The sequence below is a fragment of the Mucilaginibacter sp. A5337 genome (assembly GCF_059690695.1).
On record NZ_JCAWEC010000002.1, the window covers coordinates 317,287 to 343,071 of the forward strand.

Here is a 25,785-nt window from a genome sequence, read left to right on the forward strand (position 1 = left end):
ATTTAAAAAGAATTGAGTAAACGTGACCAACTTATTTTTGGTTAATTTTGTCTCATGGGTTCTTTTTCGGATTTCATTGTCGCAGGTTACCCGCTGTTTACGGCAAAGAACGGTTTCTATCAGGATATAGTCGACCTAATCTTTTTAAAAGAGGATTACATAGAAGAAACTTTAACCGAACCTGACGAAAATGATAACACAGAGTTTCACGGCTACAAACAATCCGTCAAGGTCTGCCGCGAGCGGCTGGAAATTTATGGACATAATTTGCAACGGGCCAAACAGAATTTCAAAGCGGCTAAACAACGTGACCGGGATGAAAGCGAATTGGGTTTTTATTTTGACATTTCATTTGAACGCTACCTTGAACTGATTAGCACCATCATTCATCATAAGATCAAACGTAAACCTGAAGATATGAATGAGGATCATGTGGCTGCTCACTTAATTGAATATGAATTGGTACTGTATGAAACCTTTTCCATGGCTAGCATGCTCACTTGCCTTTTCAGCGTCATGCCCGATGATGCCGTTGTGGCCTATGATATGACCTGGATTGTCGATAATTGGGTGAGCCGTGAAGAAATACTATCTGTCAACCCTGAGAAGATCATCATTTTGACTGAAGGTAAGACTGATTCCGAATTTATTAGCAAGTCATTACAAATCCTGTACCCGCATCTTTATCCGTATTATCATTTTATGGACTTTGAGGAATACAAATTGGAAAGCAACGCTTCGATGTTGGGTAAACTGATCACCGCATTTGCCGCAGCCAATATCCGGCATCATTTGATTGCGCTGTTTGATAACGACGCTACCGGCGTTATGGAATACGAGCGCGCAACGCAAAACAAATTGGGCCTGCACCAAAAAGTGTTGAAGTTGCCCAATCTCGCATTAGCTAAGAACTATCCGACTATCGGGCCATCGGGTAAAAAAAGAATGAACATTAACGGCAAAGCCTGTGCTATTGAATTGTACCTGGGCGAGGATATTCTCACTGGCGGGCAGGGTTTAATGCCCGTACAATGGACGGCTCTAAATGCCAAAAACGGGCGGTATCAGGGCGAACTCGCAGATAAGGGGCTGGTACACCAACGTTTCCGCGACAAACTCAGACAAGGCTCAACGCAAGGATTAGAGGGAATGCATACCGTCTTAAAAACCATATTCAAGGCGTTCGATTGCCCAAAACCCAAGAAAGTAAAAATTAATAAGCTCGGAAAAATTGTTCAATAATAAGGCTGTGAGCTTAAGCCTGAAAAATCAACCGGCTTATTTAAACCAGCATCCGCCAACAGTTTTATGATCCGGTCGCGGGCGGCATCCGTTGCTGTAGGATGCATAATCACTCGCTCAATCATCACGTCAAGGTCAATAGTTAAGTTTAGGCCATTTTCGCCGGGCTGCCAGTAATTTTCCGTCCGCGTAGCTTCTTCCATCACCTGGAACAAACGAAACTCCCGCTCATGCGCAAACTCGATTCGCTTATGTATGAGCGGGGTCAACATATTATAGGACCGGTGCGGAAATTCCTGCCGGTGGTACCAAATGTCATTTTCATAATCGATATAACGCACCTTGCTCATTTCTATGGATTCAGGAACCGCATCCATTAAGCCGATCATCCTGGAGCCGGTAGTTTGGATCGCCACGCCGTCGTTATTATCCATATACAACCGCCACATTCCATCAGACTCATTGGTGTTTATGTGCCAGCAATTCACAATGGTCGCGGTTTTAAAAGACTGGTGAAAAGCACTGCGGTCAATGATGTGCTGCCAGGCATTTTCTTCATCAAACGGCTGCTGGTAAAATTCGGCGGCTCGTTGTGCTTCCCTGATACGGTTCTCGGCTTCGCGCCGAGGTATCGAACCTTCATAGATATCTGAAAACTTATCTGTCCGACAAAAAAACAGCGCACGGTCATTCAGCATGCGCTCAAATTTTTCCAAGCTCATATAACGCCAAAGGACGGCCTCAGGTTCAATTTGCGTAAAAACAGGATGGGTATGTATAGCCATATACTTTTTAATAAAAATTTTGATAAATTATATACGGTAAAGCAGGGCAATCGCCTTACCAACCGCTTCGGCCAGTTGTGGGCCAAGCTCCGCGTTCTCATCAGTGTCGATCCAGCTGTTGCCCTGCGGTTCCAGACAGTAACTTTTGCCATCCTGTTCAACATTCAATGCGGTCTCGCTCCAGTTCAGCAGTTTAAAAAAATAGTGGGCTGATCTGACCGTAATGCGCCGTACCTATCCCGTAACAACTCCAAGCTGCTATTTTTAGGGCAAATTCCAAAATAAAAAAGGCAAGCAACTTTCGCCGCCTGCCTTACGCAAGTTGAGTTTACAAACTCAAATCGAGCGTACAGTTGCCATCACCGGCATCGACCACCCGTTCTACAAGTTTCAGCCGCCTATAGCGGGTAAAGCGGTCAACTAAAATAATAAGTTGTCCCGCATAAAAACCATCACTCATACGCCCGCTCAGGGACACCGCATTACGCGGGTTAGACTCCACAAAAAACTTTCTGAAATTTGACATGTGCAAATTGATTTTAAAATTTAACGATTTTACAAATGCACGATTTTCAGGTAGGAATACTAAAATAGGTTATTTTTTTGAATTAAGGAAATTGTTGCCTGACTCGTGAGGAACTAAGATGATAATTCAATTTGAAGTGTTTACCTTCGGGTTTCTTTAAAGCAAGCATGACCCTAACCAGAGAATATTACGAGGCGTTGATCGATATATTTAGTACCCTTACTAAGATACAAAATCATGAAGTGCCCCGGTATTTGAAGTTAAAACAGGAATTGCAACATCTGATTACCCGTATCCAAAACTTTAATCTTTTCGAGCTTACCTTTAGCGATTACATCGTCAAATCGTTATCCTCTGACAGGTTATCCGACTTCACAGCCGAAAAACTAGCCTTAGTAAATGAGCTGCATTATGAGTTATATACTTGTCTGCATACCAAACGCTTGCGTTATGGCGGTGAATTGATGCAGTATATGCTCAAATTGAAATTGATTCTTTTGCAATTACCCGTTGCGGAGATTGTTCGGTTAAATTCGGAAATCAAAATCCCGCAGGATTATTATTTGCCGCACGACACAAACATTGTTAATGAAGAACAAAAATTAACGGAATTAAAAAAGCTGTCGGAGCAACTGAAACAATGGCCAGTTAAGCGTGATACCACAAAAGTGAAAAAGGGCTATTATGCAGCCGTTGCAAGTTCACTTAAACAGGTAATAAGCCGCTACCAAGATTATATTTTTTCAAATTATCCCGAAATCGCCAACGAATTTTCTTTTTTTCGGCGAAAAGTTCGGGGTTATGTCACGCAGGCAATGTCTGCTAAGGAATATGAATTCCGGTTATATGCTTACGAACCTACCGACGGTGACCGAAGTGTCCACGTGGTCCCCGTGTACTATGATTTTTGTCCATCCTATTTTTACAATTTGGAAGAAATTACTGACCGGCAAGTATCCGCGATAGTTATGGGTTTGCAAAAGGACACCTTCACACTAAGCGGCTTGTTTGATATTACCTTTATCCACCGCGAGTTATTAGAAATCTTTTTGCGGATAAGTAATGAATACGAGATTGCAAAATTTATTGAGTTCCTGCTAAAATGCGACCAATATTATATCCAGGATGAACCTATTGCCGATGGTTATCGTTTTGATTTGCAGGGGCGGTTAGATGCGCAATGGAAATTTTTTGAATTTTTTCACCGGCACCCACGATCGACTAAAGTCGTCACCGAAAAAATCCAGCGAATGAGAGCTACCCAGCCTAATGGGCAGTTAGCTTTTATTTTTACCTCACGCCCGGAAGAGGAAGTTTTTAAACTGCTGAAACAAAATAATGTAGAGGCCATTCTTTTGCATGAATTATTTAACCGTCATTTTATACAAAAAAATAGCCAGTTGATCCATTTGTATATCCGTTCAGTATTACCGGAGATCAAACGTACGGACGCCCAGCCGGGGATAACCTTTGAAGGTGAGCGGCTTATTAAAAGATTAAAGGCGTGCGTTCCCGGTGAACAGGAATGGGCCGCATTTGAGCAAATTGGCGCGCAGGTTTTCCAGTTTCTTTTTGCCGATAATTTCAGGACTTACCTTGCCGAAATACAATCAGAGAATAATTTAAAAAACCACCGGCGCGATCTGATCGTTAACAACAATTATCGTACAGCCGGCTCCTTTTGGGCGGAGGTGAAGTATCAATATAATTGTGCGGCCATCATCGTCGACTTCAAAAATTACACCGGGCCTTTAAATGCCAATACCCTTTTTAACACGTCAAAATACACCGTAAAAGGCGTTGGTAATTTTGCAATCATATTTTGCCGGAAAGGATTGGACGAAACAGCTGTAAAAGAGCAGCAAACGCTTTTCCGCCAAGGCAAACTACTTATAGAGTTTTCCGATACAGAATTAGTCGAAATGATTCAGGAGAAAATGATCGGTAAAGATCCGATTGACCGCCTGGATTCCAAAAAATTTCAATTAGTCAAGCGGGTATAGGCAAGATACGTAGTACTGTCCTTGACCTTATTGTTTCTTTATTTAAACGATGTGATACGATTAACCACGATGAAAGTGAAATGCCATGACCTCCAATTCAACTTCTTTAGCACGATCTTGTTTTAAACAAAAAATATAGCTGAATGAGCTGTCGCCATGCTGCCCGTTCGGACGTAAATAATAAGGATGATTTCTGATCTCCGTACGGATGTTATTCAAAACCGCAGTAAAATCGTTGTTGGTCACAAACATCATGACCGCTACTTTTGAATCGCGCCAGGTTAAATACCGATCAAACAACTGCGTAATTGTATCCAAAAACCCAGAGTGCCCTGTCCAAAACTTACATTCCGCGATAAATAAATTCGTACCATCAGGCGCATTCTTCAAACAAATGTCCGTTTTACCCTCGCTATTGAAAGTTTCGCCGGAGGCAGTTATTCCTTCATACCGAAATTCCAGGTGGCTTAAAAAATAGTCTCGTATGCCATTTTCATCTTTGCCTTTGTAAAGGGAGGGCTTTCGCTCCATTCCACGGCCGATATCGAATAATAGTTTGATCAGGTCCTGATACTGTGCCTCGCTAACTGAAGGTACGGTAGAAAAGGTTTGTTTGGCATTAACGGCCGGTTGCGGAATGATTTTTTTGCGAATGATGGGAACACTAACCAACGATTCTGCGCCTTTATTTACTTGCAAATTGATAGCTGCAAAAAAGTCATTTTCTTTGAGCAAACTGGCTTTGTGACTTTTGAATGTGTTCTCAATAAACCCAGGCAGCTCTTGGTTCCAGGCTGCTACATTATTTTTTGCGTTTTCCAGATTGGCAAATGCGGAGTTCTTTGCCTCCGCTTTCCGCCGTTTGAATTCCTCCGCATCCTGTTTGTCAATACCAAATTCAAAAGAAACCACTCCTTTACCTTCATTGACGGAGATGTCATAGGAGGTCATTGTCCATGGATTAGTGTGTAACTTGAACACTTCTGCCGAGCCGGTAAAATGATAGCTGACGGTGAAATAATAAACATCAACCATGTATTTCTCATCATGCAGGCGGCTTACCCTGCTTTCCTTCCTTTTCAGAGGCTCACCTACCTGCTCATTTTGCAAATCGACGTCCAATGTTTCCCATGCATATTTTTCCCGCAAATATTCTCTATAGGCCGTCTCATCCACACCGAGAATATAATCTTTTGTTTGGCGCGTTATTTCGCCCTTGATCTGCTCTTTCTTTTGGTCTATAGCCTGAGATAGCGGTATTTCGTTGAATGCTTTCATAACTGACAGCCAAATATCGCAATATTAAACTCAAAGCCGGTGGCTGGCATTCAATTCTAAAACTTCTTTAATCCGGTTAGCAATTGTTAATCGGTCATGCTCTATAATTTGAATGTATTTTCGCAAGATGCTTTTAGCAATTTCAAGCGCATTAACAATTTCTGGCCTCGGTGCACCAGTAGCAAACAATTCTTCCAGATTAGCTTGGGCTGTTTTAAAAGATTGACTAAATGAATTCGCCTCATCAATACCAGAAACACCATAAAAAATATCCGCTGTAGTGATGGTAATGTTATTTTCGCCGATTTTAGTTAATAGTGCTTGAAGATTGATATCTGTTTGTTGAAGAATATTACGGGCCTCCAATGTTTCATAATTCAGCAAAGTTTCAAAATTATTCAGCAGCGTCTGGAAACGCAAAAGCGCGTAGGCGCTGAACCTATAGAAATCTTCTCCGACCGAAATAATCTTATCGCGTTTATACTGATATTTTTCATTTGCCAATTTTCGGGTCTCAAGCAGGTAATTGGCAAAATACGTAATTGCGCCGCCCACAATAACGGCTAATAAAGTGATTAATGGTTGCATTTTTTAAAAATACGAAATGGCAGTCACTAATCACTTTTACATCCACAACGTGTGCTCAGTATTATCGTTCTTCACCGGCTCGTTTTAGTATCCTTCGTACCTTTTGACATCCGCAATGCTGGGAATTGCATTCTAAATTTGTGTTACGGTTTAATATAGAGACTTAATCGGCAAATTGTTTACTAAAAAGTCCCTTAACACTCGCTGCAAGGGACTTTTAACCTAAACCTTATCACAATTAGCCAGTAAGGACCGACTAAGAATTGCGCAAGCTAACAAAATATTTTATTTTAGCATATAACCTATCAATGGCTATGTCAACTTATTCTGTATTTTATCATTCTCCTGACGGCTTCTTCGTTTGCCGAACTGATTTTCCTGATATGGAAAAAGCGGAAGGATTCCTTCAAACTAAGGCTTTTATCTTCGATGGTGCAATATTCCACTTTATCCTCAAAGATGGTAAGACTTTAGTGAAGGGGGAGCCAAGGGAGCGTACAGAAAAATTTTATGCGGAGTCAATGCGATATGCGGTTGAAATTCCAGAATCGCAAATAAACAGATCGTAAATAATTCATCGCCCCCTGTTTTCACCCAAGATCATTAAACCATAAGAAAACAGGGGGCGTTCCTCGGGCGGGCGATAGCCCGCCGCCGGGGAGTTTTAGAAATAAGGGGGATTGCTCCCCCTTAACAGCAATTAATTATAATTCAATGCTTCGCTTCCCTGAACCGCAAAATCACGGCAAAGATTGAAAGCGGTTTGCGCCCGTTGTTTGGCTGTCCCGTCCATAATAGATTTGAATTTGGCTTCATCACTTTTGAAACTGCGAACATTTTGGAAATAACCTGTTACGCTGTTGTAAGCGCCAAATACTGTTCCTGCGGTAGTTTCCATCTGCTGGGTTTGGCTCCCTAATGCGTACTCATAAACGTTGTCAACAATGTTAGTATAATGGGTAGACAACAAATCTAGTTTACCATCAGCTAAATTTTCCAAAACTTCTTTATTAGGCGCCATTGCAATCTGTATGAGCTTTTTAACCTCGGCATCAGTTATACGAATTTTAGCCCAGTGGTTGAATAAACCTTCCATTTCACCGCCTAACGATTTACTGATACCCATAAGCGTATGGGCCTGTTTCAATCGCTCGGCCGCGGAGGCAGTATGACGTATTTTAATTGCCCCTGAATGGTTGTTTATGGCCGCGTTAAGCGTGTTGTTGCAAACAATCCTAATGGGCGTAAAAGCTGCCGTAATGCTTCCTAAGCCATCGTGAGTAGTGGTTAAAAACAAATATTGCTCTATCCAGTCCTTGACACCTACCCGTAGGTAGTCGGGTAATTTAGCGGTAATAAAAACCCGCTCACCGTTACCTAATGCCCCTGCCGTTTCGTATAAAATACCATCTCCACCGCCTACAATTGCGTCAAAGAATGAAAACGCATCACGGTTTTGTACGACTTCATAATCATTGCCGACTACCCCTAAAACCTGCTCGGTATCCGCCCGAACGGTAGCAAAGAAATTAGCAACTTCTATTTCAGGGATCATAATATCGTCGCTTCCTTCGGCTAAATAGTTGGTAGTATCATAAGTAAATAAGGGACGTTTTTCAACGATGTAATCTAAACCGGCGTGCTGTATTGCTTCGCTACTGGTTGGGTAGCGGTCAATGATTTGCCCTAACCCGTGCCAGGCTTTTTCTTTCACGCTCATAAAGCTGTTTTTGCCTGTTTTCTGATTGAAATTTATTTGATGTGCCATGACTTTAACTTTTAGTGTTCAGTTCAATAATTTTTGTTTGTAATACTTTCACGTTCGGGGTGCTGCTTACCTGTAAAACCGTTTCGGTTTGCAGTTCCTGTATAGCCTCGTGTATGTTGCTATGCGTGGTTTTTATGGTGACTTTCACCAGTAAAAAGACTTTATCCTCCATTGTCTTAAAATTGGTAAGTGTTCATAAAATCGCTTAATTCTAACTGGAAACGAGCGGGGTTTTCCTTTGCCAACGTTTCGGCGTAACCGTCCCAAAATATTTGGTTAGTCAGTTCTATAAATTGCTCGTACATAGGAATTGCTGTTTTTGTGAAACCATAAATAATGCTCACCATCCCGTTAGCTTTCGGGATGGGAGCACAATTTGTTTAAGCATTTGGGAAAATGATGTTAGCTTCAATTTCGGCCAGTTTTTCATGGCAGGCATCAAAAATGAATTGTGTTACCATGCGGATCAGGTTTGGCGTGTTGGTCACAAATTGCCTGCGCTTATCATCTTCAATAATCAGCTTACAACCCGAAAAATGGTTAGAAGATAATTCGTCGGCTTCTTCAATGAGCTTCACTTCAAAATCTTCTAACGTTTTAATACGGGATAACAGCGCAATGCGCTGAATGCTTAAGCGATGCAAGCCCTCCACCGATTTTAAAGTTTGCTCTAAGTTCAAAGCGAATTTTTTAGGTTCGGCTTTAGCTTCTTCATTTTTTGCCGGATCGGCTTTTAGTGCGTTGTCTACTCCCTGTCCTGTGGTGTAAGGCGCAATGTTAGCGGGTTGGTTATCCACTGTAGCGGGGCTACCGGTCTTAACCTCGGCAGTTTTGTTTGCCTCAACTTCCGAAGTTTTGGCAGGTGTTTGATTTTTAGCGGTTTCATCTTCTTTGGCTTCCTTTCCTGTCAGGCTTGGGCGGTTTTCAACTCTGTTTGCGGTTTGGCCAGATTTTGCTGCTGTACCTTGTACACCGTTTGCATTTTTTTCAACTGTGTTCATTTTTTAAATGATTTAAAAGGGTTAAAAATTTGTTTTTTACTTCCCTTTTTTCCCGAAGACTTTCCCTGAAAAGCTATTTTTCAAAAGAAAAAACGGTAAAAAAGAAAGTCAAAAAGGCGGTCGCAAAGCCCGGGCGGGAGAACTATAAGTCCCGAAGGGTGGCCGCAGCGCAGCGGAGGACATTATGCGTTCGTACGAACGGGCTGACCGATCTTGACGCCGCTTTTGTCCGTTTTCTTTGGAAAATAGCGACTGAACGCAATCTGATGTTATAGCAGTAAATTAAGGGCAGCGTGAAGGCGAGCGCAGCTTTTCCCGGCGGAGCGGGTAAACAAGTGAAGTCCTGAAAAATGCGCTTAATCGGAGGTGATGGCAATTGACGTGCAAGCGAATGATTTTGCAGCACAGCAAAAATGCAGCAGTGGATCTGTTGGTATTAAAAGCTTCAGGAAGCCGACTGGCAAGGATTGCAACGGCATCCTTTTCCAAAGAAAAGATATAGTGTAAAGCCTGGCCGCAGGGACAGCCAGATCAATGACCTTTCAGGAGGTAGCCTATCATAACACCTATGATTATCGCAATAATGACCACCGTCCAGTTAACGGAGCTTTTCGCATTCAATTCGGCGATTTGTTTTTTATAAGTGCTGATCTGCTCGTTTAAGATACTTACGCGTTCAGTCTGTAATTTTTGTTCACCCGCTAACTGACCGTTAAGCAATTCCATTTTTTCTTTGTAAACCTGCTCCAGGTCGCGGGCCGTTTTCAAACGCAGTTCTTCGTTAGCTTTCAGCTTTTCATTCTGGTTGTCAATCTGCTTCTGGTAACTTGTTGTCAGCTGCAATTTAACCGATTCGATCAGTTTAGCCTTAGAGTTTTCCAGGTCTTCTATGGTATGGTTATAAACATCATTTAAAAACTGGCCTAACTCTGAAGGAGTAATAAAGGATTTATCGGCAACCCGTTGAAGCAAGGTCACATCGTCTTTATGGCCGATAGCTGTGATGAATAGCGCCTGTAAGGCAACGGCCCTTTCGGCAATCGTGTACCGGTTAAAGATGTCTAAGTTATCACCACCACCGCGCGATACCGCAATGACCCCATAATTTTCATTATTCAGCCGATCAAGGGTTGTCATGATCTCTTCTTCGGAGCTTAAGTTAATGCGATGAAATGAAAGGTCGTAAAAGCCGATGGATTCACGTAACTGGTGTTTGATATCGTTATCAATAATGCCCGCCTTGCCGATGATAATGCCGATTTTAAATGGTTCTTCCTGGATAATTTTCTCTTTAAGCCAGCTATAAACATCGCGGTAACCGGAAACAGCTTTACGCTGCATTAATTCTAATTTTTTAAGATCTTCCTCGTTATACTTATTGTGCGTTTGTTCAACCAGATCAGTTACCGTAAGCTGTATCTGAATGCTGCCCGAGCTGTTGATCACGCGCCTGGTAACGAAACCGTTTACTGTTATGGTTTTGTTAGGTTGCAATTCATTGCGGATCAATGGCGGCACCAAGATAGTTATAGCCGCGTCAGAAGATTCGTCCCGAAAGGTATCGTAAAAATAACCGCTGTATTGATTACCCTTGCCCTGTATGTAGATTCCCTTTAGCTGTACAATTCGTTTTGTTTGATTAATGGAAATAGAATTATTAAACAGGTTTAAAACTGCTGCGGGTGAATAAGTAATGATAGGCGGGTTTTCTATTTCCATTAAGTAAAGTTATGAAATAATGCCTAGGTGGGCTTGCGATTGTACAATTCTAAACAGTTGAGGTAAAAATTTGATCATGTTAACTTATGTATTTTATCCGTTAAAATGCTGAAAGTGGATGGACCAATTCCGCTCAAGAGCTGTTTACATTACATTTTTTTATCCATAGGATGTATAAAGTCAAATTAACGATATGCAAACAACATTAAAACTTTGGTTCTTACTTATGTTGAGGCAACGGGGATTTACCATGACCTCCAGCCGAACTTGTCCCCATAATGGCTCCTGTATCACTCATTTCCAACACTGCTAAAGGCAAACGTTCACCCTGTACGCCGGTCTTAGCAAATGCACTTTCGATTTCGGACATATCTTCCTTCGCCAAATGAACTTTCACTGCACCCAGATTTTCCTGTAAGTGCTGCACCTTCGTTGTACCAGGGATAGGAACGATCCATGGCTTGCATGCAAGCAGCCAGGCCAGTGAAACCTGTGCCGGTGTAGCATTATGCCGCTGCGCTATACGCGCCACCGTCTCCATGATCGGGAGATTGGCACGCAGGGCTTCTGGTGTGAAGCGTGGGAAATGATAGGTGGCACGGATGTCTGTTTTAGGGTCAAACTTTGTCGCCTCCGTCACTTTACCGGTCAGGAAACCTGTGCCCAATGGGCTCCAGGCTACAAAGCCGATGCCCAGCTCCTCACATACCGGCAGTACTTCTGCTTCCGGATCACGTGTCCAGATAGAATACTCGTTTTGTACCGAAGCCACCGGCTGTACGGCGTGGGCACGCCTGATGGTTGCCGCCCCGGCTTCGGATAAGCCCAGTTCACGTACTTTTCCTGCCTTGATCAGATCCTGCACGGCTCCGGCCACGTCTTCAATAGGCACTTTTGGGTCTATACGGTGCTGGTAAAAGATGTCGATCACATCCGTTCGCAAGCGTTTTAAAGAACCCTCAACCGAAGATTTGATGTACTCCGGAGTACTGTTCAATCCTATATATTTCTTGTTTACAAAATCAATTTCCTGTCCAAACTTGGTTTCGATCACTACGTTTTTGCGGAATGGTGCCAGTGCTTCGCCCACGAGTTCTTCACTCAGTCCCTGGCCGTAAAGCTGCGCTGTATCAAACAGCGTCACGCCGTTTTCATAAGCGGTGCGAAGAAGCTTTATCGCCTGCTGCTTGTCTAACGGTGGCCCATAAGCGCCAGCGATATTCATACATCCAAGCCCCAATGCAGATACATTGATCTGACCCAATTTACGTTGAGGTAGGACAGCGGGAGCTGCAATAGGCACAGCTAATGCAGAACTAACAAAACCGGGTAGAATTGAAGTTGCTGCCAAGCCCCCGGCTGTGGCTATGGTACCGGTTACAAAAGCCCTGCGGCTGATCGGTTTTTGATCATTGTTTTTCATGTTTAGCAGATCGTATTTTAATTGATGTTATAGGTGAATAATTATCCTGTTTAACTGTCAGCGTACCTCTTCCCACCAGGCGGGGAATGTTTCCGCGCTGTTCAGGTCTACCAGCTGCCCGATCTTCGGTGTGACCAGCGGCATGGCGGCTTCGGCGGCAGCTAAACTGATCCGTTTGATTGGGGCGTTCCAGGCATGATTGCTTTCGGTAAACTTTGCCCAGTGGACGGGCAGTATCCGTTTCGCCGACACGTCAATCCCGGCTTGCAGGCTTTGCTCAGGCTGCATATGGATGTAAGCCCAGTTTTTATCATACTGCCCGCATTCCATCAGTGCAAGATCAAACGGCCCATACCGATGGCCGATGGTTTTAAAATGGTCTCCGTAACCGGTGTCGCCGCTATAGAACAACTTAACGGATGGGGTTTGAATAACAAAGGATACCCAAAGAGCCTGCTTGCGTTTGAGCCCCCTGCCTGAATCGTGCCTTGCAGGTGTCAGCGTAATGGCAAATGCGCTATCAATGTTCACCTGTTCATACCAGTTCCGTTCTTCGATCTGCTGCTCTGAATAGCCCCACCTGCGGAAATGCTCACCGGTGCCTATTCCGCATACCACTTTTTTAACTTTTGTGCGCAATGCTTTGACAGTCGGATAATCCAGGTGGTCCCAGTGATCGTGGGAGATCAGCAGCACATCGATCTCCGGCATATCCTCCGGCTGGTAGATGCTCGTGCCGGGGTAAGCTTTATTGATAAAGCTTACCGGCGAGCCGTACTTACTTAGTACCGGGTCGATCAGCAAGCGTTTACCTGCAAGCTGCACGAAGACCGAGGAATGGCCCATCCAGACCAGTGCATTCTGCTCCGGCTTTAGTGCTTTCAGATCCGTATGCTCGGTCGGTAACTGAACCGGTGGATTGATGGGTTGTTCTTTTTTCGTAAACTCCCATAACGCCTGCCACAGGCTGACGCCTTCGGTCAGTTGCGGGGTGGGCACTTCATTCTGAAACTGCCCTTCCCGGTAGTTTGGTAAGGCCTTGATCTTCTCTAACTGCTTACCTGTGGGCACACGGCCAAAAGGTTCCGTTTTCATGATCAGACAACCAGAAATAAATAATAAGAAAAGCGTTACACAGGTATAGGTCAGCCATCGGACTAACCGCTTGTACTTTTGCATGATCATTATATCTCATGAGGTGTGGTTGCCAGTTGCCGTATGTCTTTTACATAAATGACATTGCTTTTATAGCCATGTTGTGATACTTTGATCATCGCATCGGTGACCTGCCGCATGTTGTTGATCATATTGGGTATTAGTAGTTTAATGGCAGGAAAGAGCCAGGAAACGTACCGGTAATAGTTCACTACATATTTTTGCCCTGCTGCCGGCTTCACAAAGCCGATTCGAAATCCGAAAGCCTGTTTGAAAGGCATCTTCATAAGATCGTTTTCGGTTTTGCCTTTTACACGTGCCCAGGCTAAACGGCCTTTTTCACTGCTGTCCGTACCGCCGCCACTAACATAAACGAATGACATAGCAGGGTTCGGATTCAGGACTTTGGCAAAGTGAAGGGTGGTGTCGTACGTGATGCGCCGGTATTGGGCTTCGTCCATGCCTACGGAACTGACACCTGCACAAAAAAAGCAGGCATCATAGCCTTGTAACCGCTCGTCCCCCGGCTGCAAACTCAGAAAGTCTTTTACCACATATTCTTTCAGTTTGGGGTGCGTATGAAGGGTGGGTTTACGGCTGACACTTAACACTGCTGTTATCCGGGGGTCTGCCAGCGCTTCCAGCATCACGCCTTCGCCGATCATGCCGGTGGTTCCTGTTATGATCACTTTCATAAAACGAAGTTGAGCATAAAAATTTAGTTTGATCAGCGCAAGTCCGTATAGTATAATACATTCCCCGTTTTGTATAATCCGCCAGCAGAACAATGCCTGTAGATTTGCATCAAATTAAAATCAAACGAAATTATGGAAGCATATCAAGTTGCCGCTTTCGGCGCTACCTCGGCAGAATCGCCGCTTGCACCCTTAAGTATACCTCGCAGGGAACTGCAACCCAAAGATGTAGAAATAGAGATCCTGTACTGCGGGGTATGTCATACCGACCTGCACCTGGCCAGGAACCATTGGGGTTATTCTGTTTACCCGATCGTGCCCGGCCATGAGATTACAGGCCGCGTGACCCGCGTAGGCAGTGAAGTGACCAAATTCAAAGCGGGTGAATTTGCGGCCGTTGGGCCGCTGTCCGATTCCTGCGGTCATTGCGTGAATTGTCAGCGCCATGAAGAAGTGTACTGTTTAAACGGGCTGACGGCAACCTATAATTCTCCGGACAAATTGATGCCCGGAAAACCTACCTATGGCGGTTATTCCGAAAAAATCATCGTAACAGAAGATTTCACATTTAAAGTCCCTGAAAATCTGGACCTGGCAGGCGTGGCTCCGATCTTGTGCGCGGGCATTACGGTATGGACACCACTTCGTACGCACAAAATAGGAAAGGGTTCCAAAGTAGCTGTTATCGGTTTGGGCGGCCTTGGACATATCGCGATCAAGTTTGCCAAAGCTATGGGTGCTGAAGTTGCCTTATTTTCACGTACGCCGTCCAAAACGGACGACGCCCTGGCTTTAGGTGCGGACCAGGTCATCATCTCTACTGATGAGCAGCAAATGAAGGAAGCCACCTTAAAATTTGATCTGATCATCGATACCGTACCCTATAATCATGATATTAATCCTTACGTAAATACCCTGGCGATCGACGGCACGATCGTCATGGTGGGTTATTTAGATAAACTGACGCCGGCTATTGACCCGACCCTTTTGGTTTTCCGGCGCTCAGTTTCTGCCGCATATGGCGGCGGTTCAGGCAGCCAGGAAATGCTCGACTTTTGCGGCGAACATGGTATCGTTTCGGATATCGAAATGATTGCCATGGATGAGATCAATGAAGCTTACGAGCGCCTGGAGAAAGGCGACGTGAAATACCGCTTCGTGATCGATATGGCAACCTTGAAATCATAAAGAAAAAAAAAAGTACTTTTATAACAGCGTGCCGCTTGATCGCGGCATGCTATAACATATTTTCCTCATGCCGAGCTCTGATATTAAACAGATCAATTCCGTTGAGCAGTACAACGCCTATTTTGGCTTTCCTTCCGCCGGCCATCCGCTGATCGGTATTAACCGGTTATCAGGTGTCAATTATACCCTGCCTGCTGGTGAACAAACGGCGCAGTTGAACCTGTATTCCATCGTTTTTAAAAAAGGAGCTACCTGCACCTCCACTTATGGCTGGCGACCCTACGATTTCGGCAAAGGATTGCTGAACTTTTTTGCGCCGGGACAGATCATGCAATGGGGCGGTTCGGACGATTTTTCCGAGAGTTCGGGATGGCTGCTGGTGTTCCACCCGGATTTCATCCGCAAATACCCGCTGGGTGAAAAGATCGCTAAATACAAGTTCTTCTCTTATGAGGTGAACGAGGCGCTTCACCTGTCTGATGCAGAACGGGCAACGATCGAAAGTATGCTGGACAACTTGCAAAGGGAATGCAATAACAACATCGATGAACAAAGCCAGGATATTATCGTCTCGCAGATCGATCTGATCCTGAACTATGCGGAACGTTTTTACAAACGTCAGTTTCGTACCCGTTTCAGCGTTGAGACAGATGTCGTGACACGCTTTAAGTCGGTTTTACGGGAGTATTTCGAAAGGGAGCAGAAAAGAATGGTTACCGCTGGCGACCTTGCCGCTGAAATGGCGATGTCTACCCATTACCTGGCAGAATTGCTGCGTAACCTGACCGGCTTGAACACGCAGCAGCATATTCACGCGTATGTGATCGAGAAAGCGAAAACGCTGCTGCTAACTACGGGACTTTCTGCAAGTGAGATCGCTTACCGCTTAGGTTTTGAGTATCCGCAATACTTTAACCGGCTGTTTAAGAACAAGACAGGGCAAACACCTCTTGAATTTAGAAGCATGAATTAGGCAGGTCGGTCAAATGAAATTATATTCAAAATGGCGATAAATATTATAAAAATATACTTTGCGCTTTTTGCACGGTAACGGCGAGGTCAATACCTTTACCCAGTACGCCAGCAAAAAGGTCACCTGTTTCTTTGAGGCGATCAGTGGCATTGTGTATCGTGAAGTCCCGCATTGTTAGCCCAGGTCGAACCTCATCCCAGGTTACCGGCATAGAAACTGTAGCGCCTGGTTTAGGCCGCAGCGAGTAAACACCCGCGATAGTCGCGCCCGGTCTGTTCTGTAAAAAATCAAGATACATTTTTCCTTTTCGGTTGGAAATCATCCGTTCGAGGGTGGTGAAATCGGGAATTTGTTTTTGAACCTCTTTTACGACGATATTGGCAAAAAGCTGGCTTTGATCGTATGTGTATTTGGCACCGAGCGGAATATAAATATGCATTCCCGTTGATCCTGAGGTTTTTGGGAAGCTTGGTACATCAATGGAATCAAGGACTTTTTTAACTTCTAACGCAGCATGTATAACCTGGTCAAAATGCTGTTTATCGGGATCAAGGTCGATTATACAATAGTCAGGATGGTCTGGCGACTGAACCCGGCTAAACCACGGGTTCATTTCGATACAACCTAAAGATGCCATCCAAAGTAGGGTTGCTTCATTATTGCCCAATAGGTAATCTTTATCAACGCCTTCACCATTTCTATGAGGCATAGTTTCAGCCCATTCGGGTGCTTTATCTTTAACATTCTTCTGATAAAAACTTTCACCATGTATGCCGCCTGGAAAACGATTAAGGGACATTGGCCTATCCTTTAAATAAGGAACCATAAATGGTGCGACCTGATGGTAATAATTGAACATATCCCTTTTGGTCACCTTATCCTCCGGCCAATACAATTTGTTCAGGTGTGTTAATTTAATCAGATGCCCATCAATTTTTACTTCTTCCGTTTCTTTTGTAGAAGTGATCAATAGATTAGCCGGACTTTTCTTGCCTTTAGGTTTGACTATCTTCTTATTTGCAATTGAAGGTTTAGTTTGGGCTACATCTACAACTGGATTGGAATCACCTGTATTAACAATCTCCTCTGTATCAGCTTCGATCTCCATTATCACGTCTTTCGGTGTTTTATCCGTGCGCATGCCCTTAAAAGAGGCTTGTCTAACCTTTCCATCGCTTGTTATCTCGGCAAACTCCACCTCACAAACCAATTCCGGTTTTAGCCAGGTTGCCTTCGCGCCTAATCTTCTCGGCCTGAATTGTGAGATTTCATCTACGTCAGGCTCAATATCGAAGGGGCTATGATCGGTAATTAGCGGCTTAAAAAGCGCTATCATTTCTTTTTGCTTAGTATCGTTAAAGCCTGTCCCAACCTTTCCGATATAGCGAAGCACACCCTTTTGGTCATAAACACCAATGGCTAACGCACTGAAATTCTTGCCTGTTCCTTCATTCCTGGTGAATCCGGCGATAACCACTTCCTGCCTGCGTTTGGCTTTGATCTTTACCCATTCGCGGGAGCGTTCATCCGCAGTGTATAAACTGTCTGCACGCTTTGCGATAATGCCTTCAAGCCCCATTTTCTTGGCGGCCTCGAAAAAGCTGATCCCGTCAACATCAAAGGTTTGGCTTGGACGGATCATTTCGTTGTCACGGGGCAGGACCGCATCCAAAATTTCCCGCCTTGTGGTTAATGGCAAACCTGTCAAGTCTCGTCCATTATACCATAGAATGTCAAAAACGTAATAAGCGAGGTGAGCGTTTTTTTTATTACGCCAATTTTGCAATGCCCCAAAATCAGCAGTCCCATCTTCGTGAAGCGCTACTATTTCACCATCCAGGACAACATTCAAATTCCATGATTCGAGTATTTTATTGATAGGCTCGAATTGACTAAACACCAGGTTACTTCTGGAAGTTAATGTTGCTTTGCCCTCGTTAACTATGGCAACAGCGCGGTAGCCGTCCCACTTAATTTCATAGATCCAGCCTGGCTGATCAAAGGGTGTATCCACCAGCGTTGCCTTCATGGGTTTAACAGCAGTTGGCATAGAAACCTCCGGTGTGTTTTTTAATAATTCTATAAGACCGACAGGCTCTGAATTCGTTTTTTCGCCTTGCTGTTTAGTTATTTTAGTATCCGTTTCAATGATCTTTGTCTTTTTTGTTTTGGGCTTTTTAGTGTTTTCATCAGCCAGTTCAATCCAAACCGGTGCATGATCACTGGCGCCCTTCCAGCCACGAACATGCTTTGCTACACCGCCGTCAGTTAACCTGCCTGCCACTGCTTTGTTCAATAAAAAGTGGTCGAGTCTTAAGCCTGCATTTCTACCGTAGGCATCCCGCAGGTAGTCCCAAAAAGTGTATATCCGTTCGTTCGGGAATACTGTCCTTATCGCATCTGTCCATCCCTGGTCTACCAGGTCTTTATAAGCCTTGCGGCTTTCCGGTCTAAAGAGTGCGTTGTCCAAATACTTTTCAGGTTTGTAGGTGTCCAGTTCCGTTGGCATTACGTTGTAATCGCCTATTAGGATAACTGATAAATCACGGTCTACTAAATCTTTTGCATGTGCACTTAAACGTTCGAACCAGCGCAACTTATAACCAAATTTTGGCCCTGGGTATGGATTGCCGTTGGGCAGATATATGCAGCCGATCACCATTCCGTTTACAAATGCTTCAATGTATCGGCTATGGGTAAATTCCTCATCATCGCCGGGCAAATCGTTGCGTAATTCCTTGATTTCAGTTTTAGACAGAATGGCTACACCATTCCAGCTTTTCTGGCCGTGCCAGATCGCCTGGTATCCGGCTTCATTAATAGCGCTTTCAGGGAATTTATGATTTTCCGATTTCAATTCCTGCAAGCATACAATATCAGGCTGCGCTTCTTTTAACCAGCGCAGCAGTATTTCTAAACGACCATTAATGCCGTTGATATTGTAAGTTGCAATCTTCATATTATAGGTAGACAAAAAAGCCCCTTATCGGGGCTTCTATTTGGCTATTTATCACGTTTCGGCAATTATTTCTTTCCTGTCAGTTTGCTTTCAACCGCTTTGCGCTGATTTGATCCGGTAGATTTTTTTGCGGCTTCTACTGTCTTAGCAGTAGTTCCTTCTTTCTTTGCTTCGTAAGCTAATTCATGTGGCTGCTCCGATACGGAGTTTCTTTCCACTTTTGTACCTCTTGTTGCCATAATTCAATTATTTGTAGATGATTAATTTCAACAACAATAATATTAAACTGTTTGATTTTTGATTCGGTTCTGCCGCAAGCGGTTTATGCTTAAGAATGATTTCTTATATTCAATTTTCTAAGCAAATTATTATGAACAACTCAAGGGGCTTACTATATCCTGCACTGCATAAATTTTATAGCGCCTTAAGTAGTTTGGAGAAATTCGAAAAAGGGACAAACTTTTTCGATAATATCAGATACTTGGATAACTTTTTTTCGGAATACAGGAACATTACGTTTGTCTTACAACATTCTTTGGCACACACCGGCTTTTTGGCTACCTATGAAAAACTGCGTGATGAGTATCTTATTAATCAGGTAGGTAAATGGTTTAAAGACAAGCGTAATGAAGTATTAAAACAACAACCGTTTGACCTGGAAAAGCGCATTGTTATTACTATCTATTCTGGTGAGACGACGTTGTCGTTCCCGGAATTGATTTTTACGATTGATAACGATGTAGAAATTTCAACCATCGTCGAATCTTTGCGAGTAACCTTATTGAGCCTACACCAGCTTGAAGTTATGTTTTCAGCCGAATACTTCTTTTATGAACAAGGCCAGACCGAAGACCTTTATGACAACTTTATTTTCGGCATTAATCAAATGCGGCTACTTATGGCTTCCTTAAAACTATCTATAAATGAGCATTGTAAACTATCTGATGAGTTAGAAAACAAGATCGAGATGATGAATTTCTACCGGGTGCCTAAAGATTTCCTTTTTGTAGATGACTATGTTTTTTTTGCTAAAAAAGACCGTTTTGAAAAAGGATCAAGAGTTACCATGTGGGGTGGTCACGGCCAAAGCAAAAGCCCTATCGAAAATCTGAACAAGGCTTATCCCAACGGTGACTTGTTTAGCAAATTTGAATTAATGCATTTGGTTTTCTTCCAAATGCAAAAGACATTGTTGCCTACGTGCCTGGTTGTGTATGCCGACGATACTTTTGAGTTGATAACATTTGGTTTCTCGATCAAAACTACGGTTTACCGCAAATTCAACGAGATCGCCAAACGAATTGAAGCGGATGCCATCACCCATGTGCTTTTCGTGACGGAGATGTATGTTTACGATCCAAAGCATCTTGACAAGGATAGTCGGCAAAGAATTAAGCACGCCCAAAAAGAGATTTTGGCTTTTTATATGGTTGACAAGGAATTAGCTATGAAGACTCACTCCTATGATACAAAACAGGTAGATGATTTTAAATATATTGCATCGGTAATGTCTGCCAAACCCGACAAGCCCCAATTGCCTTATTTTATGAATTCCGTAATACACGAATTTTCACGGTTAAAATCAAAGTCTGAAAAAATGTAAGTTTTAAGAAACCATCAATCAATGGAACTTTTATAATCATTCATTTGAAAGGACTTTAGATGGAAATTTATTGTTCTCATTTCTTCTTCCGTAAAATCAGAACTCATTAACTGATCAAAGGTTCCTGCTTTCTTACTTTTGACATATCCTTTAAATAATCCGTCAATGGAAACCATATAGCAAGGCCCTACTTCACCTGGCATCTTTTTGATGTCAAACTGCAATTCTACCTGCTTGTGTGAAATCTCGCATGTAATTTTAAATCTTTCCATAAAATCAGTCAATAACAGGATTAATGTGAATAGGGAGTTTAGCGAACTTTAATACTTCAATATTGGCTAAGCCATATTCTTCTACAACTTTTCCATAGATTAAGTAACAGCCTGCGCCAGTAAACGGGTATTCTTTTGTTGTATTTGGGAAATGTACAGTATCAAAGAAATTACCTTCTACATCAAGGAATGACCCGAACCACATTAATTTTCCCGTTTTAGTTTGGACAGTTTTTTCACAAACATACCAGCCTACCATTTTTACCATCTGGCCTAAATGGTTAATAAGGTCATTTGCGTAAATTTCACCACGATAATCAGTTTGCAATAAGTCGAAGCTGGTCATAGTAACGGGAAATCCCAAAAGCTCCAATTCGTGGTAAGTATCTTCCAAAGTTGTGTTCACTAATACCGGCAGGCTGTAGTTTTTTGCTTCTATAGCGAATAGCTCAACGTCGTTCGTCGCTTTCACTTTTGCACCCATTAATAGATGAACTTCCCACAGCAAAGCTTTTTTGCTTTTGCCTGTGAATCGCAAAGCGCCAACACGTATCAAGATAATTGCCTGTTCTAAGCCTATACCAGTGCGCTTAATTAAATCTTCTAAACTTTGGTATACGCCATTTTCCCGCCTTTCTTCAGGAATCAGATTAATATAAGTTTCATTTAATCCATGCACTCCAACAAAACCTAAATAAACATCTATGCCGTTGATGTTGACAATGCTGTCACTATTGTTTACGCATGGAAGATGTATTATTGCTCCGGCTTTTTTTAGTTCATGCAGGTATAGATAACGGGCGTAAAAACCACCGTAATTATTGAGTACGGCGACCATAAATTCCCTGGGGTAATAAGTTTTTAAAAACAAACTTTGATAGCTTTCTACCGCAAAACTGGCCGAGTGTGCCTTGCTGAAGCTGTAGCCAGCAAAGGAAGATACCTGTCTCCAAACTTCGGCTACTACGTCATCAGGTCGGCCCAGTTTTTTTGCTTCTTCAAAAAAACGTTCGACGAGACGCTCGAACTCTTTTTTTGAACGATATTTTCCGCTCATTCCGCGTCTTAGAATATCTGCATCTGTACCATCCATACCGGCGAAGTGAATACATATTTTGATCACATCTTCCTGATAAACCATTACCCCGTAGGTTTCTTCCAGTTGTTCTTTCATTACCGAATGAAGATAATCTACCGTATGAGGCGCATGATGATATTTGATGTAAGTTCCCATCATGCCGGAACTGGCCACGCCGGGACGAATGATGGAGCTGGCGGCAACCAAGGTGAGATAGTTATCACAATTCAATTTCCGGATCAACTGGCGCATAGCCGGAGATTCGATATAGAAGCAGCCGATAGTATCACCCGTTTTAAGTTGTGCATTGACCTTGGGGTCTTTCATAAACACCTTAACCTGGTGTATATCAATTTTGCGCTGCTGGTTTTGTTCAATGAGCTTTACGGCCATTTTGATGTGACCAATTCCGCGCTGACTAAGAATGTCGTATTTGTCAAATCCAATTTTTTCGGCCTCGTACATATCCCACTGAACAGTGGGCATACCTTTAGGCGGCATATCAAGAGCTGTGTAGTAGGTAATCGGGTCTTCCGTAATAAGTACACCACCTGCATGAATAGAACGCTGGTTTGGCATATTTGACATGCGCTCGTAAATAGCGGTAATTTTTTTAAATGTTGGGTTATTGCGATTTTCAGCGGCTTTTCGTGGATCGGTAAAACTGTCTATTTCTGCTTTGGGTAATCCCATTACTTTGCCGATTTCACGAATTATGCTCCTGTCTTTAAAAGTTGACATCGTTCCAAGCAAAGCGGTATGATGGCTGCCATAACGTTTGAAAATGTAATCCTGCACATCCTCACGTTCATCCCAGGAATAATCAATATCAAAATCCGGCGGCGATGTACGCTGAGCATTCAAAAACCGTTCAAAATATAAATTAAGTTCAATGGGGTCTACGTCTGTTATCTTCAAACAATAAGCAACAATGCTGTTGGCCCCTGAACCCCGACCAACATGATAATATCCTTGTGATGACGAATAGCGAATAATATCCCAGGTGATTAAAAAGTATGCGCAAAAATCCAGTTCATAAATTACCTTCAGTTCATGCTTGACCTTTTTAAGTGCCTCCTTATTGCTTTTGCCATAACGATACTCCAGACCGCTCATAGCGAGCTTTTCCAGTAATTCCTTATCATTTTTTTTGTTACCGGTAAACGTTTTGCGGTTTAAGTTTACCCGGCCTTTCGGATAGTCCATAATACAGCGATTCATCAAGTTTCGCGTATTATCAAGTATAAAAGCGTACCGCGAATATTTTGCCTCCATCTGGCCTGGGGGTAAAAACATATCAGTGGTCGTGCATTTCTCCTCCGGCTTAACCATAGTTAATACCGTGTTCAAGTCAATGCTTCGCAGATATTCGTGCAGACGGTATTCAATTTTATCTAAAACAAATACAGGTTGCAAGGCCACCAGTTTATCTTTTAATAAAGTCAAATCTTTACCATAAAGCTTATTTAATTCGTCAAAGCGAATGCCCAGGTATTCATTTTGCTTTAGGTTTGCGGTATAGCTATTAGGATAAACAACAAACGCATTTTTAAACGGTGGTGCGGTGTCCGGCAATGGTTTCTTTTCCAGATTATGTTCGCTTAGAAACTCGTTGAGTTCCCGCATGCCCTCCTTGTTTTGAGCAATGCCTATAAATAGCAGGTGTTTTTCCCGGCGAAACTCCATGCCGGCAATTGGTTTTATTCCATGTTCATCACATTCCCGCATAAACTCCATGATACCAGTGGAGTTATTAATATCAGTCAATACCATTTGAGTAATGCCGCGCGCTGCGGCTTCCTCAACCAAATTAGGAATTGACATCGTACCATACCGAAGGCTGTATTGTGAGTGAACGTTCAAATACATAGCCTACAAGTTTAGATCAATGCCGGAGGCTAACTTAATTGAACCAGGCCCAAAACGTCGACGTATTTTATCCATTGCCTGGCAAAGGCTGTATTGTTCTTCGGATTCGGAATAAAGATCAATTTGTTCAAAGCCGCTAACCAAATTAGAGAGCCGAACCCCAACTAACCGGATTAACAGGCGCTTTTGATAAAGTTGTTTGAACAGTTCTTTCGTTTTTGAAATCAAAACGCCATCAAGTGCTGTATAGGGTATTCTTGCCTGCTTGGTAACCGTTTCAAAAGTTGAATAACGCACAGTCACAGTAATACAAGCGGTCTGCTTTTTACTTTGTCTCAACTCAAAAGCGAGATCCATTACCATAGCCGTAAGCAAGTGATTAATTGTTTCGACGTCTATACTATCCTGATTGAATGTCGATTGTGTACCTATGGTTTTTGCTTCGTGGTGCGGAATTACAGGCGAATCGTCAATTCCTTTGGCTTTTTGTAACAGCCAAATCCCGTTTTTGCCTAAAATACTGGTCATGTATTCCGGGTGTACCTGCGAGAGCGTATGGATACGCTTAATACCCATATCGCTTAATTTAATAAAGGTCTTTTCACCTAAGCCAGGAATTTTTCTTATAGACAGAGGATTTAAGAACGGTTGTACTCCTGGCTTCGCCACAGTAAGTTCGCCATTAGGTTTACACTCATTAGTCGCCATTTTAGAAACCGTTTTATTGACGGACAAACCAAAAGATATAGGCAATCCCGTTTCCCTGATGACTTTAGCCCTGATCTCCTTCGCGCATTTGAGCGTGCCGTGATGCTTATCCATTCCGCTCATGTCAATATAATGCTCGTCGATACTTGCTTTTTCAAGTACAGGAACCATTTCCTGAATGATGTCGGTAATTTCATGTGACGCCTTGGTATATTCGTCCATATTGCCACGTATCCAGATTCCATGCGGACAAAGCCGTTTCGCTAATCTCGCTGGCATGGCAGAGTGCACCCCGAATTTACGTGCCTCATAACTGCATGATGCAACTACACCACGGTCGGATAAACTGCCAATAATTACCGGCCTGCCTTCCAACCGAGGGTCTTTTCTAACCTCGACGGATACAAAAAATGCATCCTGATCCATGTGAATTATTTGGCGGTCGGCGTTCATGTTAGTCTGCTGCTATTACATTTAATCAGATAAAATTTTAATATTTCAGTCGGTCTGTTCCCAGCGTTTAGATCACGCCCACAAAACCGGTATGAGAATCTGTACAAAACTAATGCTAAAAATATTAGTATTTTAAATCTTTTTTAGATTAATTTTACAACCAGATATTTTTGGTTACTAAAGAGCTGATCAACAGTGCTGATAAGCAGATTTTATAATTGAAAAAAAACTTATAGTTTTATAAGAAATGAGGGGATTAGAACCACCATTTGAAATTGAATATAAAGGCGAGGTTACTAAAGTGACAGAAGCCGAAATAAAAAACAGACGGATATTTTACATTCAATTTCCAGGCGATAAGAAGGTACTAACAATAACCGTTGGCAAAGGACTTGGAGACGAAAAATTTTGGACGTCTATACCAGAAGGTAGGCAGGAGGAAGCAGAAGAAGTTGGCAAGCTAATTGCCGCATATATTAGAAGTAAAAAAAATTAAGCG

24 protein-coding genes are annotated in these 25,785 nt (G+C 42.9%); 8 read left to right on the plus strand and 16 right to left on the minus strand.

Going from position 1 to position 25,785, the window contains the following annotated elements; all coding sequences use genetic code 11:
* The first annotated feature begins 54 nt into the window (after positions 1–54).
* Positions 55–1,242, plus strand: coding sequence for a HEPN/Toprim-associated domain-containing protein (locus tag AC59JO_RS06180; protein ID WP_497304119.1), 1,188 nt, complete (start codon positions 55–57; stop codon positions 1,240–1,242).
* Here the strand turns inward: AC59JO_RS06180 and AC59JO_RS06185 are convergent.
* A complete protein-coding gene (locus tag AC59JO_RS06185) occupies positions 1,236–2,027 on the minus strand; it encodes a DUF2971 domain-containing protein (RefSeq protein ID WP_497304121.1) in 792 nt (263 codons plus the stop codon). The genes AC59JO_RS06180 and AC59JO_RS06185 overlap by 7 nt on opposite strands.
* Here AC59JO_RS06185 and AC59JO_RS06190 point away from each other — a divergent pair.
* The gene (locus AC59JO_RS06190) at positions 2,016–2,240 is read left to right on the plus strand and encodes a hypothetical protein (RefSeq protein ID WP_497304123.1); all 225 of its coding nucleotides are present in this window, start codon (positions 2,016–2,018) and stop codon (positions 2,238–2,240) included. The genes AC59JO_RS06185 and AC59JO_RS06190 overlap by 12 nt on opposite strands.
* A gap of 115 nt (positions 2,241–2,355) precedes the next feature.
* Here the strand turns inward: AC59JO_RS06190 and AC59JO_RS06195 are convergent, their stop codons facing one another.
* A complete protein-coding gene (locus tag AC59JO_RS06195; RefSeq protein WP_497304125.1) occupies positions 2,356–2,553 on the minus strand; it encodes a hypothetical protein in 198 nt (65 codons plus the stop codon).
* A 167-nt stretch (positions 2,554–2,720) separates the two neighbouring features.
* On the opposite strand from AC59JO_RS06195, the gene AC59JO_RS06200 reads away from it, so the two are divergent.
* Positions 2,721–4,556, plus strand: coding sequence for a hypothetical protein (locus tag AC59JO_RS06200; protein ID WP_497304127.1), 1,836 nt, complete (start codon positions 2,721–2,723; stop codon positions 4,554–4,556).
* A gap of 60 nt (positions 4,557–4,616) precedes the next feature.
* On the opposite strand, the gene AC59JO_RS06205 is transcribed toward AC59JO_RS06200, so the two are convergent.
* Together AC59JO_RS06205 and AC59JO_RS06210 are read right to left on the minus strand one after the other, a co-directional pair.
* Entirely contained in the window at positions 4,617–5,834 is a 1,218-nt protein-coding gene (locus tag AC59JO_RS06205; protein WP_497304129.1) for a hypothetical protein, read from the minus strand.
* 30 nt (positions 5,835–5,864) lie between these two features.
* Positions 5,865–6,422, minus strand: coding sequence for a hypothetical protein (locus AC59JO_RS06210; RefSeq protein ID WP_497304131.1), 558 nt, complete (start codon positions 6,420–6,422; stop codon positions 5,865–5,867).
* Between the two features lie 314 nt (positions 6,423–6,736).
* Here AC59JO_RS06210 and AC59JO_RS06215 point away from each other — a divergent pair, with 314 nt between their 5' ends.
* Positions 6,737–6,991, plus strand: coding sequence for a hypothetical protein (locus AC59JO_RS06215; RefSeq protein ID WP_497304133.1), 255 nt, complete (start codon positions 6,737–6,739; stop codon positions 6,989–6,991).
* Positions 6,992–7,122: 131 nt separating this feature from the next.
* Here AC59JO_RS06215 and AC59JO_RS06220 read toward each other — a convergent pair whose 3' ends face one another.
* From AC59JO_RS06220 to AC59JO_RS06250, 7 genes are all read right to left on the minus strand, one after another.
* Positions 7,123–8,190: a DUF932 domain-containing protein gene (locus AC59JO_RS06220; protein ID WP_497304135.1), complete on the minus strand. Its 1,068-nt coding sequence runs from the start codon at positions 8,188–8,190 to the stop codon at positions 7,123–7,125.
* 4 nt (positions 8,191–8,194) lie between these two features.
* Positions 8,195–8,362 (minus strand): hypothetical protein, encoded by a 168-nt coding sequence (locus tag AC59JO_RS06225; protein WP_497304137.1) that lies wholly within the window; start codon positions 8,360–8,362, stop codon positions 8,195–8,197.
* Positions 8,363–8,570: 208 nt separating this feature from the next.
* On the minus strand, positions 8,571–9,191 hold the full coding sequence (locus AC59JO_RS06230) for a hypothetical protein (RefSeq protein ID WP_497304139.1): 621 nt from the start codon (positions 9,189–9,191) through the stop codon (positions 8,571–8,573).
* A 531-nt stretch (positions 9,192–9,722) separates the two neighbouring features.
* Positions 9,723–10,910, minus strand: coding sequence for an exodeoxyribonuclease VII large subunit (locus AC59JO_RS06235; RefSeq protein ID WP_497304141.1), 1,188 nt, complete (start codon positions 10,908–10,910; stop codon positions 9,723–9,725).
* 220 nt (positions 10,911–11,130) lie between these two features.
* Positions 11,131–12,213, minus strand: coding sequence for an aldo/keto reductase (locus tag AC59JO_RS06240; RefSeq protein ID WP_497305035.1), 1,083 nt, complete (start codon positions 12,211–12,213; stop codon positions 11,131–11,133).
* A 177-nt stretch (positions 12,214–12,390) separates the two neighbouring features.
* Positions 12,391–13,512 (minus strand): MBL fold metallo-hydrolase, encoded by a 1,122-nt coding sequence (locus AC59JO_RS06245; RefSeq protein ID WP_497304143.1) that lies wholly within the window; start codon positions 13,510–13,512, stop codon positions 12,391–12,393.
* Between the two features lie 5 nt (positions 13,513–13,517).
* Positions 13,518–14,183: a Rossmann-fold NAD(P)-binding domain-containing protein gene (locus tag AC59JO_RS06250; protein ID WP_497304145.1), complete on the minus strand. Its 666-nt coding sequence runs from the start codon at positions 14,181–14,183 to the stop codon at positions 13,518–13,520.
* A gap of 132 nt (positions 14,184–14,315) precedes the next feature.
* On the opposite strand from AC59JO_RS06250, the gene AC59JO_RS06255 reads away from it, so the two are divergent.
* Both AC59JO_RS06255 and AC59JO_RS06260 read left to right on the plus strand, forming a co-directional pair.
* Complete coding sequence (locus AC59JO_RS06255; protein ID WP_497304147.1) at positions 14,316–15,371, plus strand: NAD(P)-dependent alcohol dehydrogenase; 1,056 nt, start codon at positions 14,316–14,318, stop codon at positions 15,369–15,371.
* Between the two features lie 67 nt (positions 15,372–15,438).
* Entirely contained in the window at positions 15,439–16,344 is a 906-nt protein-coding gene (locus tag AC59JO_RS06260; protein ID WP_497304149.1) for a helix-turn-helix domain-containing protein, read from the plus strand.
* Positions 16,345–16,387: 43 nt separating this feature from the next.
* On the opposite strand, the gene ligD is transcribed toward AC59JO_RS06260, so the two are convergent.
* Positions 16,388–19,303: a DNA ligase D gene (gene ligD, locus AC59JO_RS06265; protein ID WP_497304151.1), complete on the minus strand. Its 2,916-nt coding sequence runs from the start codon at positions 19,301–19,303 to the stop codon at positions 16,388–16,390.
* A 65-nt stretch (positions 19,304–19,368) separates the two neighbouring features.
* Positions 19,369–19,542, minus strand: a complete 174-nt coding sequence (locus tag AC59JO_RS06270; protein ID WP_497304153.1) for a hypothetical protein — start codon at positions 19,540–19,542, stop codon at positions 19,369–19,371.
* Between the two features lie 131 nt (positions 19,543–19,673).
* Between AC59JO_RS06270 and AC59JO_RS06275 the strand changes: the two genes are divergently transcribed.
* Positions 19,674–20,906, plus strand: a complete 1,233-nt coding sequence (locus AC59JO_RS06275) for a hypothetical protein (protein ID WP_497304155.1) — start codon at positions 19,674–19,676, stop codon at positions 20,904–20,906.
* Positions 20,907–20,920: 14 nt separating this feature from the next.
* Here AC59JO_RS06275 and AC59JO_RS06280 read toward each other — a convergent pair whose 3' ends face one another.
* Genes AC59JO_RS06280 through dinB form a run of 3 tightly spaced genes read right to left on the minus strand, consistent with a single transcriptional unit; the run spans position 20,921 to position 25,286 of the window.
* Positions 20,921–21,178, minus strand: coding sequence for a hypothetical protein (locus tag AC59JO_RS06280; protein ID WP_497304157.1), 258 nt, complete (start codon positions 21,176–21,178; stop codon positions 20,921–20,923).
* A gap of 4 nt (positions 21,179–21,182) precedes the next feature.
* Positions 21,183–24,125: a DNA polymerase III subunit alpha gene (locus tag AC59JO_RS06285; protein WP_497304159.1), complete on the minus strand. Its 2,943-nt coding sequence runs from the start codon at positions 24,123–24,125 to the stop codon at positions 21,183–21,185.
* 3 nt (positions 24,126–24,128) lie between these two features.
* Positions 24,129–25,286 (minus strand): DNA polymerase IV, encoded by a 1,158-nt coding sequence (gene dinB, locus AC59JO_RS06290; RefSeq protein ID WP_497304161.1) that lies wholly within the window; start codon positions 25,284–25,286, stop codon positions 24,129–24,131.
* Between the two features lie 247 nt (positions 25,287–25,533).
* Between dinB and AC59JO_RS06295 the strand changes: the two genes are divergently transcribed.
* On the plus strand, positions 25,534–25,782 hold the full coding sequence (locus AC59JO_RS06295) for a hypothetical protein (protein WP_497304163.1): 249 nt from the start codon (positions 25,534–25,536) through the stop codon (positions 25,780–25,782).
* Positions 25,783–25,785 lie beyond the last annotated feature (3 nt).